The organism is Xaviernesmea rhizosphaerae, assembly GCF_001938945.1.
Lineage (GTDB): Bacteria > Pseudomonadota > Alphaproteobacteria > Rhizobiales > Rhizobiaceae > Xaviernesmea > Xaviernesmea rhizosphaerae.
Window position 1 is genome coordinate 1 of the sequence record NZ_MKIO01000004.1, and the last position, 770, is coordinate 770.

Here is a 770-nt window from a genome sequence, read left to right on the forward strand (position 1 = left end):
GTGATGTGTTTTTGCTGAGCGAGCGCCAGATGGCCCGGATTTCCCCTTTCTTTCCGCTGGCGCATGGCATTCCCCGCGTCGATGATCGCCGTGTCGTCAGCGGCATCGTCTACGTCATCAAGCATGGCCTGCAATGGAAGGACGCGCCCAAAGATTATGGACCGCACAAGACGCTCTACAACCGCTTCATCCGCTGGAGCCGACTTGGGGTGTTCGACCGCATTTTTGCGGCACTCGCCGGTGAAGGGTCCAAACCCGAGCGCCTCATGATCGACGCGACGCACCTCAAAGCGCATCGCACAGCGGCGAGCCTGCTCAAAAAGGGGCTGTTCCCCGCCGTATCGGGCGAACCAAGGGTGGGCTGAACTCCAAACTGCACACCGTCTGCGATGGCGAGGGACGCCCGATCATCATGCTGCTGAGCGAGGGCCAGATGAGCGATCACAAGGGCGCTCGCCTCCTGCTCGATAGCCTCCCGTCGGCCAAGACGCTGATTGCCGACCGTGGCTACGACAGCAAGACATTCCGGGAAGCCTTGGAGGCAAAAGGTATAGAGCCCTGTATTCCATCGAGCCGCAGTCGCAAGGTGCCCTATCCATATGACAAGGCGCTCTACCGTCAGCGCCACAAGGTCGAGAACCTCTTCGCCAAGCTGAAGGACTGGCGGCGGATTGCAACCCGCTACGATCGATGCGCGCATACCTTCTTCTCAAGCATATGCATCGCTGCAACCGTTATCTTTTGGTTGTGATTTATGAGTCCTGAGCCTA

The 770-nt window shown here is 59.0% G+C and carries 1 protein-coding gene; it reads left to right on the forward strand.

Annotation, left to right across the window (positions count from 1 at the left end):
* A protein-coding gene (locus BJF92_RS24600) for an IS5 family transposase (protein ID WP_143523837.1) occupies positions 1-751 on the forward strand; the annotation gives its coding sequence in 2 pieces (ribosomal slippage) (positions 1-330 and positions 330-751; 752 coding nt annotated over the 2 pieces). This gene is flagged as partial in the annotation.
* Between the last annotated feature and the right edge of the window lie 19 nt (positions 752-770).